This is a genomic window from Acinetobacter sp. V2 (assembly GCF_001188385.1).
GTDB classification, from domain to species: Bacteria; Pseudomonadota; Gammaproteobacteria; order Pseudomonadales; family Moraxellaceae; genus Acinetobacter; species Acinetobacter oleivorans.
On sequence record NZ_JZFB01000012.1, the window covers coordinates 1 to 8,888 of the forward strand.

The following is an 8,888-nucleotide window of genomic DNA, read 5'->3' on the forward strand; positions in this document are numbered from 1 at the left end:
ATAAGACAATAAAAAAGGACTCTATATGAGTCCTTTTTTTATATGAAGGAAACTTCGAACCTATTCTAAGTTAGAAATGGGCTGCAAGACCTACATCTTCTAAATCAATATTAAGTAGATCGATTACATTTTTATATGGAAACTTATTCTTTAAACTGGAAAAGTAAAGAAGACGAAAATTATAAAGAGTAAGAGCAATGAAATATCAAGGAAGTTGCCATTGTGGTCAGGTAAAGTTTGTCGCAGAAGGGGAGCTAACAGAAGCCTTATCTTGTAATTGCTCGATCTGCCAAAAGAAAGGGTCTTTACTTTGGTTCCTACCTACAAATCAAGTTACATTTACTTTAGATTCTCCTGATATTTTAGCGAATTACACTTTTAACAAGCATGTGATTAATCATCATTTCTGTAAAAATTGCGGTATTCATCCCTATGCTCAAGGCATAGATGCAGAGGGTAATTCTATGTTTGCGATTAATGTTCGATGCATAGATGCTATAGATTTAGAAAAAATAAAAATAAATTATTTTGATGGACGTTCAGTTTAATAATTATAAGGATTTATTCAATGACAACTAAAAAACAATTAACTCCAACACAATTAGATTCACTACTTGAACTATTAAAGAAGAGATTTGAAAAGAACATACATCGCCATAAAGAAATTGATTGGACAAATGTGCGAGCTAAATTATTAGAATCGCCTGAAAAATTATGGTCATTGCAAGAAATGGAAAACACTGGAGGAGAACCAGATATTATCTCTTATGATCAACAAAAGGATAAGTATTTATTTGTTGATTGTTCTCCTGAGACACCCAAAGGTCGTAGAAGCCTTTGTTATGATCGAGTGGCTTTGGAGGCTAGAAAAGATCATCCTCCCAAAAATAGTGCAATCGATGTAGCTAAAGAAATGGGAGCTGAGCTTCTCACAGAAGAGCAATACCATGAATTACAAAAGTTAGGGGAGTTTGATCTTAAAACATCAAGTTGGCTCAAAACCCCAGATGAGATTCGATGGTTAGATGGAGCTATTTTTGCTGATCGACGTTATGGTCGGGTATTCATTTATCATAATGGAGCACAATCTTATTATGCTGTTCGTGGTTTTCGTTGCTGTTTAAGAGTATAGGCGTTGTACATAAATAAAATAATTCTGTTTGATGTTTTATGCCAAGAAAATGGAGATTCTTGCAACTTTTGATTGACTGTAAACATGACAAGATATGTTCAGGAATTAAATAAAAACATCAGGACATTTCTAAACATGCAACTCAATCCAATTTACTATAATGAACAACACTTTGCTTTTGCTGACAATGTTCGCCGATTTGTACAAAAAGAAATGGCTCCTTTTGTTAATGAATGGGATGAGGCGGAAACATTTCCACGAGAACTTTATAAAAAAGCTGCTGAGATTGGATTGTTGGGTTTAGGTTTTGTGGAGGAATATGGTGGTATTCCTGATGCAGATCCATTTTATTCATTACTGGCCGGTATTGAAATGGCAAAGGCGGGTTCTGGAGGAGTGCATACTTCACTTATGGTGCACACAATTGGCGCCCCTCCCATTCAGCATTTTGGAAGTGAGGAGTTAAAAGCTAGAATCCTCCCAGAGATTATTTCCGGTGAAAAAATTTCTGCTTTAGCTATTACAGAACCTGGTGGTGGCTCGGATGTCGCTGCATTACAGACTAAAGCTATTCGTGATGGTGATTACTACATTGTCTCGGGTGAGAAGACGTTTATCACATCGGGAATTCGTGCAGATTACTATACAGTTGCAGTGCGTACAGACCCAACTAAAACAGGTGCAGAAGGTATTTCAATGTTGCTCGTTGATGCGCATAGTGAAGGAATTACTAAAACACCTTTAAAGAAAATGGGGTGGTGGGCTTCTGATACAGCTCATTTGCATTTTGATCAAGTACGAGTATCTGTATCACATCTTCTTGGTAAAGAAAATGCTGGTTTTAAAGTCATTATGAATAACTTTAATATGGAACGTTTTTTCTTAGGTGTAGTGGCTTATGGGTATGCATTAGTCTGTTATGAAGAAGCTTTAGATTGGGCGCAACAACGAAAAACTTTTGGTAAGCGTTTAATTGATCATCAAGTGGTTCGTCATAAATTGGTAGATATGGCAACACAATTGACCTCAACACGGGCATTGCTTGAAGAAACTGCATGGAAAATGACTCAGCCGAAGTTACAAGGACCTGAGTTAGTAGCTCAAATTTCGATGCTGAAAAATGTTGCGACTCGCACTATGCAATTTTGTGCTGATGCAGCTGTACAAACATTAGGTGGTATGGGCTTTATGAGAGGTACCAAATCGGAACGTATTTACCGTGAAGTGAAGGTTAATATGATTGGTGGTGGTGCTGAAGAAATTATGAAAGATTTAATTAGTAAGCAGTTAGGTTATTAATTTTAGAGTAGGTTTTGCTTGTATAAACCATCTCATTCAGAGTTTACTGAGATGGTTCTATCCATTTCTCATTTAAAATTGCCCAACGTTCATGATCTTTCCATGTTTTTCCTCCAATTCGAAGATATTGCCGAGAAAAACCTTCTTTAATGAAACCAGCTTGGGCCACTAATTGAATCGAGGCAATATTGTCAGGTTGTATATTCGCTTCTAACCTATGTAAATTTAAATTTTTGAATGCTTCATTGAGTAATAATTTGAGGCCTTGCGTCATATAGCCATGACCTTGATAGGGATGAAATGCTTCATAACCCAAATAGGCTGAATGAAAGTGACCGCGTATAATATTTGAAATATTAAATGTTCCAGCAATTGCATGGCTATGGGTTAAGCAGACAAAATAGCGATGTTCTTGTTCTAAATATGTTTGAAAGTCAGCTGGTGGATATGCCCACGGTTGATGTAATTGAACACTACGTGCATAAGCTTCTTTAATTTCTGCAAGGTCATTTTTCTTGGGTTTACGTAAATAGACTAGACTCATTTTAATGCCATCTCCCAGACCATTTCGGTTAACTCACCAATTTTGACTTTACCCTCAGCTTTATACCAAGTTACAGTCCACGAAATTGCACCACCAACTAATCTTCGCCAAATAAAGGCATCATGCTTTACCTTGCCCTGAGTGCGTAACTTTTCAATAACATCTAACCAAATTTGCTCATATTCATTACGCATTTTTAAAAGATAATCTTGTTTTTCTTTTGACAGGGCAAACCATTCATAAACCAAAACAGCCATGGCTGCACCTGTATCTCCAGTAATTGAAATGAGTTCAGCTTTAATAAGAGCACGTAACTGTTTTTCTGGATCCGTAGATTGAGCTGCCGCATCTTGTAAACGAGCAAGATTGTAAATAATGGTTTCCTCCATCACGTGAGCGAGGATGTCATCTTTACTTTTAAAGTGGTGGAATAAGCTTCCCGACTGGATTCCAATAAATTGAGCAAGTTCGCGTACAGTGGTTTTATCATAGCCTTGTTTGTGAAATAGATAGGCAGCCCCCCGTAATAAACGACCACGTGGGCTATCGTCAAAACAAGAGATATTTGGAATCTGTTCAATTGAAGTAGCAATCATGCGAAAGCTGAATCCTTTATATAAAAATACTTAACAGAAAAGGTTGCCAAATCTCATCATGTTTTAGCTGAGCTGTCGAGTTTGGCAGTTTTGGTCAATTTCACAATAACATTTTGCTCTTTACAAACCAAGCGCTTGCTTGGTAATGTTGAGTGTAATTTTTAAACAAAATAATGAGAAATAAGATGGCAAGTAATCAACAGGATGATGAGCGTGTCGTAAAAATAGGTTGTGCTTCAGGTTTTTGGGGAGACACCAATACTGCCGCTTTCCAATTAGTACATCTAACCGATATTAATTATTTGGTGTTTGATTATTTGTCAGAGATTACCATGTCGATTATGGCAAAAGCGAAGATGGTAGAACCAAAACATGGTTATGCTTTGGACTTTGTCAGTCGAGTGATGGCACCTCTACTTAAAAAAATTGCAGAGAAAAAGATTAAGGTGATTAGTAATGCTGGTGGTGTTAATCCATTGGCGTGTCGAGATGCCTTACAAAAAATAATTAAAGAATATGGCCTAGATCTGAAAGTTGCTGTGGTTTTAGGTGATGATCTTTTAGCACAACATGAGCAACTCAAGCAGCAAAATATTCAGGAAATGTTTAGCGGTGAAGCTTTGCCAGAACAGGTGGCAAGCAGTAATGCTTATTTAGGTGCGGTGGCTATTCGCGATGCTTTAAATTTAGGCGCAGATATTGTGATTACTGGCCGTGTGGTTGACTCCGCTGTGGTGCTTGCCCCTTTACTTCATGAGTATCAATGGTCTTTAGATGACTACGATAAGTTGGCACAAGGCTCGCTGGCAGGTCATGTCATTGAATGTGGCGCGCAATGTACAGGCGGTAATTTTACCGATTGGCAATTGGTACAAGGCTTCGACAACATGGGATTTCCAGTGGTTGAAGTGAGGGAAAATGGTTCATTCGTTGTGACTAAACCACAAGGGACAGGTGGTCTGGTCTCTACCGCCACGGTTGCTGAACAAATTGTTTATGAAATTGGCAATCCTCAAGCATATTTATTACCCGATGTAATTGCTGATTTCAGTCAGGTGCATTTAGAACAAATCGGAGAGCATCGAGTTCGTGTGACGGGTGCAAAAGGACAAGCACCGACTACACAATATAAAGTTAGTGCGACTTATCCAGATGGTTATCGGGTTTTAGTCAGTTTCTTAATTGCAGGACGTGAGGCACCACAAAAAGCACAAGTCATTGCGGATGCGATTTTGACGAAGTGTGAGCGTGTTTTAGCAATGCGTTCGGTGCCGCCATTTAGTGAAAAGTCGGTTGAAATCTTAGGTATTGAAAGTACCTATGGAGCACATGCTCAGGCTTTAAATAGCCGTGAAGTTGTGGTCAAAATAGCTGTAAAACACATGTTTAAAGAAGCATGTATGTTCTTTGCATCTGAAATTGCACAGGCTTCAACAGGTATGGCTCCAGCCTTGGCAGGTATTGTTGGTGGACGTCCAAAAGCATCTCCAGTGATTAAATTATTTTCATTTTTAATTGATAAAAATCAAATTAATGTAGAAAACGATTTTGATGGAAGCCGCTATCCGGTTGAGATTCCTCAGGGCACTTCTACAGAGCAAATTCCTAGTTTAGCAGCGGGTGAAAGTGCGGTTTATGAAGGGAATGAAACAGAAGTTCCTTTGATTGAAATTGCCCATGCCCGCAGTGGTGATAAAGGTAATCATAGCAATATCGGTGTGATTGCGCGTAAAGCAGAATATTTACCGTGGATTCGTGCAGCACTGACTGAACAGACGGTTGCAAGTTATATGCAGCATGTCTTGGATGCAGAGAAAGGGCGAGTAATTCGTTATGAGTTACCAGGTTTAAATGCACTGAATTTCATGTTGGAGAATGCCTTGGGTGGCGGTGGTGTTGCAAGCCTACGTATCGACCCACAAGGTAAAGCATTTGCACAACAATTATTGGATATGCCTGTCAAAGTTCCGGCACATCTTTTAGAAAAATAAAATGAATGGATGAAACAAAGATGAGTTATCAATCAATTTTTAGACCAGATGCTTTTGCTAATAAAGTCATTATTGTGACAGGTGGCGGCTCAGGAATTGGTCGTTGTACTGCACATGAGCTTGCAGCCCTCGGCGCGCAAGTGGTGATTACAGGACGCAAAATTGAGAAATTAGAGAAAGTAAGCCAAGAAATTATAGAAGATGGTGGTCAGGTTCATTTCATTGTTTGCGATAACCGTGAAGAAGAACAAGTAAAAAATATGATTGCGGAAGTGATTGAGAAATTTGGCAAGCTCGATGGTCTGGTAAATAATGCGGGTGGCCAGTTCCCCTCAGCTTTAGAGAATATTTCGGCGAATGGTTTTGATGCAGTCGTGCGTAATAATTTGCACGCAACTTTCTATTTAATGCGTGAAGCTTATAACCAATGGATGGCAAAACATGGTGGCAGTATTGTCAACATGACTGCCGATATGTGGGGAGGCATGCCGGGAATGGGGCATTCTGGCGCTGCGCGTTCGGGGGTTGATAATTTAACTAAAACAGCATCAGTTGAGTGGGGGAAATCTGGAGTTCGTGTAAATGCGGTTGCACCGGGGTGGATCGTATCATCTGGTATGGATAATTATAGCGGTGATTTTGCCAAAGTAATTATTCCAAGTCTTGCTGGCAATGTACCGCTAAAACGTATGGGAACTGAGTCGGAAGTATCATCGGCAATTTGTTATTTACTGTCCGATGCTGCAGCTTTTGTTTCTGGTGTGACGTTACGTATTGATGGTGCTGCATCACAAGGGACACGTATGTATCCACTAGATGAGGCTACAAATAGTCAATCTTATAATGGTTTTCACCGTGCATTTATTCCTGAAATCTTTCAGAAAAAAACTGAGGCTGAGGAGGAATAACAGTGACTATTCTCCAATCCGAAATTGCTGTTGGTAGTGAACAGTATCAAAAGAATAAAGAGGCATTGCTTACTCAGCTGAGTGAAGTCCGTGCAATTCAGCAAAAAAGCATTGATAAATCATATGCGGCTAAACCTAAGTTCGATAAAAAAGGCAAGATTCTGCCGCATGAGCGTGTGCGGTTGTTACTCGATGCTGATTCACCTTTTGTTGAGCTGTGTGGCTTGGTCGGCTACAACATGCATGATGATAAAGATGGTTCAGAAGCTGGAGGAGGGGTAATTGCTGGCCTTGGTTTTGTCAGTGGTGTGCGTTGTCTGGTCTCTGCAAGTAACAGCGCGATTAAAGGGGGGACCATGTCACCCATGGGTGTGCAGAAAACCTTGCGCTTGCAAAAAGTTGCTTTGGAACAAAAACTCCCGCTGATTACGCTGACCGAAAGTGGAGGTGCCAACTTAAATTATGCTGCTGAAGTATTTACTTATGGCGGCATGACCTTTGCCAATCAGGCACGTCTTTCAGCGGCAGGTATTCCCCAACTTGCAGTGGTGCATGGTAATGCAACGGCAGGTGGTGCTTATCAGCCCGGTCTTTCCGATTATGTGATTGCTGTACGCAAGCAAACCGAGATGCTTCTTGCAGGTCCCCCTTTACTCTTGGCTGCCACTGGCGAAGTGGCAACAGCTGAAGAGTTGGGCGGGGCAGAAATGCATGCACAGGTTGCCGGAACTGCAGAATATTTGGCAGAAAATGATGCTGACGGTATTCGACTTGCACGTGAAATTTTTGAACATCTGAACTGGAAAGAACAAATCAAACCAGTTGAAACGACATATAAAGAACCTCGTTACGATGTCGATGAACTGTTGGGTGTGATTCCAAACGACCCGAAACAACCATTTAACATGAAAGAAGTGGTTGCCCGTATTATTGACGATTCAGATTTTCTAGAATTTAAACAGGAATATGATGATTTAACGGTATGTGGCTGGGCAAAAATTGGAGGCTTGCATATTGGCATTATCACCAATAATGGTCCGATTACCCCTCAAGGAGCAGCGAAAGCAGCTCAGTTTATACACCTGTGTGAACAGACCAAACGTCCATTATTGTTCTTGCATAACACCACAGGTTTTATGGTAGGAACCGATGCCGAGCAAAATGGCATTATCAAGCATGGCTCGAAACTGATTCAAGCTGTTGCGAATTGTTCAGTACCTAAAATTTCAATTGTTGTGGCAGGCTCATATGGTGCAGGTAACTACGCAATGTGTGGTCGGAGTTTATCGCCAGACTTTATTTTTGCATGGCCAAATTCGCATGTTGCTGTAATGGGCGCTGCACAAGCTGGAAAGGTATTACGCATTGTGGCTGAAGGAAAGCAAAAAGCTTCTGGTCAGGAGCCTAATCCGCAAATGCTTGATTTTCTTGAGCAGAGTACGACCATGAAATTGGAGCAGCAATCTACCGCGATTTTCAATACGGCCATGCTACATGACGACGGCATTATCGATCCGCGAGATACCCGAAAATTATTAATTTTCCTTTTACAAACCATTTATGAAGCACAGCAACGAGAGCTAAATCCAACTCGTTTTGGTGTGTCTCGTTTTTAATCAATCTTTACCGTAATTAAAAAAAATTAATAGGAATAACACAATGAAATTTACTGCCGAACATGAAGCATTACGCCGTACAGCTCGTCAATTTGTTCAAAATGAGCTGAATCCACATATTCCAGAATGGGAAGCTGAAGGGCAGTTCCCAATCCACGATGTATTTAAAAAAATGGGTGATCTTGGTTTATTAGGAATTTGTAAGCCTGAGGAAAATGGCGGTTTAGCGTTAGATTATTCGTATAACCTTGTAGTTGCAGAAGAAATTGGCTATGCAGCTTGTGGCGGGGTGCCTTTAGCTATTGGTGTACAAACCGACATGGCAACACCTGCTTTGGCACGTTTTGGTAGTAAAGAATTACGTGATGAGTTTTTAACACCAGCGATTGCTGGGGAATATGTTGCCTCAATTGCGGTATCGGAAGTTCATGCTGGTTCCGATGTTGCTGCTATTAAAACCACAGCAAAAAAAGATGGCGATGACTATGTCATTAACGGCAGCAAAATGTGGATTACAAACTCATTGCAGGCCGACTTCTTTTGTCTTTTAGCCAATACGTCTGATGATAAACCACACGTTAATAAGTCGATGATTATCGTACCAGCAAAAACTAAAGGGATTAGTTTTTCAGAGCCACTTAATAAATTAGGGATGCGTTCAACGACCACAGCGCAGGTTTATTTAGACAATGTACGTGTACCACAGCGTAACTTAGTGGGTGCCGAAGGCATGGGCTTCATGATGCAAATGATGCAATTTCAGGAAGAGCGCCTATGGGCTTGTGCCAATGCCATTGGCGGG

9 protein-coding genes are annotated in these 8,888 nt (G+C 40.3%); 7 read left to right on the top strand and 2 right to left on the bottom strand.

Annotated features, from left to right (window positions below):
• Nucleotides 1–197 precede the first annotated feature (197 nt).
• The 3 genes from UC75_RS18290 to UC75_RS18300 all read left to right on the top strand — a co-directional run bounded on the left by UC75_RS18290 (nt 198) and on the right by UC75_RS18300 (nt 2,431).
• On the top strand, nt 198–548 hold the full coding sequence (locus UC75_RS18290) for a GFA family protein (RefSeq protein WP_049838404.1): 351 nt from the start codon (nt 198–200) through the stop codon (nt 546–548).
• Between the two features lie 20 nt (nt 549–568).
• Nucleotides 569–1,132 carry a DUF4256 domain-containing protein gene (locus UC75_RS18295; RefSeq protein WP_049838405.1) on the top strand — a complete coding sequence of 188 codons (564 nt, stop codon included), beginning with the start codon at nt 569–571 and terminating at the stop codon, nt 1,130–1,132.
• 135 nt (nt 1,133–1,267) lie between these two features.
• Nucleotides 1,268–2,431 (top strand): acyl-CoA dehydrogenase family protein, encoded by a 1,164-nt coding sequence (locus UC75_RS18300; protein ID WP_049838406.1) that lies wholly within the window; start codon nt 1,268–1,270, stop codon nt 2,429–2,431.
• 43 nt (nt 2,432–2,474) lie between these two features.
• On the opposite strand, the gene UC75_RS18305 is transcribed toward UC75_RS18300, so the two are convergent.
• On the bottom strand, nt 2,475–2,975 hold the full coding sequence (locus UC75_RS18305; RefSeq protein ID WP_049838407.1) for a GNAT family N-acetyltransferase: 501 nt from the start codon (nt 2,973–2,975) through the stop codon (nt 2,475–2,477).
• On the bottom strand, nt 2,972–3,571 hold the full coding sequence (locus UC75_RS18310) for a TetR/AcrR family transcriptional regulator (protein ID WP_049838408.1): 600 nt from the start codon (nt 3,569–3,571) through the stop codon (nt 2,972–2,974). The genes UC75_RS18305 and UC75_RS18310 overlap by 4 nt, the downstream gene beginning before the upstream one ends.
• 185 nt (nt 3,572–3,756) lie before the next feature.
• On the opposite strand from UC75_RS18310, the gene UC75_RS18315 reads away from it, so the two are divergent.
• The 4 genes from UC75_RS18315 to UC75_RS18330 form a co-directional block, all read left to right on the top strand.
• Nucleotides 3,757–5,562: an acyclic terpene utilization AtuA family protein gene (locus UC75_RS18315; protein ID WP_049838409.1), complete on the top strand. Its 1,806-nt coding sequence runs from the start codon at nt 3,757–3,759 to the stop codon at nt 5,560–5,562.
• 20 nt (nt 5,563–5,582) lie between these two features.
• The gene (locus tag UC75_RS18320) at nt 5,583–6,470 is read left to right on the top strand and encodes an SDR family oxidoreductase (protein ID WP_049838410.1); all 888 of its coding nucleotides are present in this window, start codon (nt 5,583–5,585) and stop codon (nt 6,468–6,470) included.
• 2 nt (nt 6,471–6,472) lie between these two features.
• Entirely contained in the window at nt 6,473–8,086 is a 1,614-nt protein-coding gene (locus UC75_RS18325) for an acyl-CoA carboxylase subunit beta (RefSeq protein WP_049838411.1), read from the top strand.
• Nucleotides 8,087–8,129: 43 nt separating this feature from the next.
• Nucleotides 8,130–8,888 (top strand): acyl-CoA dehydrogenase family protein (locus UC75_RS18330; RefSeq protein ID WP_049838412.1); only part of this gene is annotated, 759 nt, incomplete at its 3' end.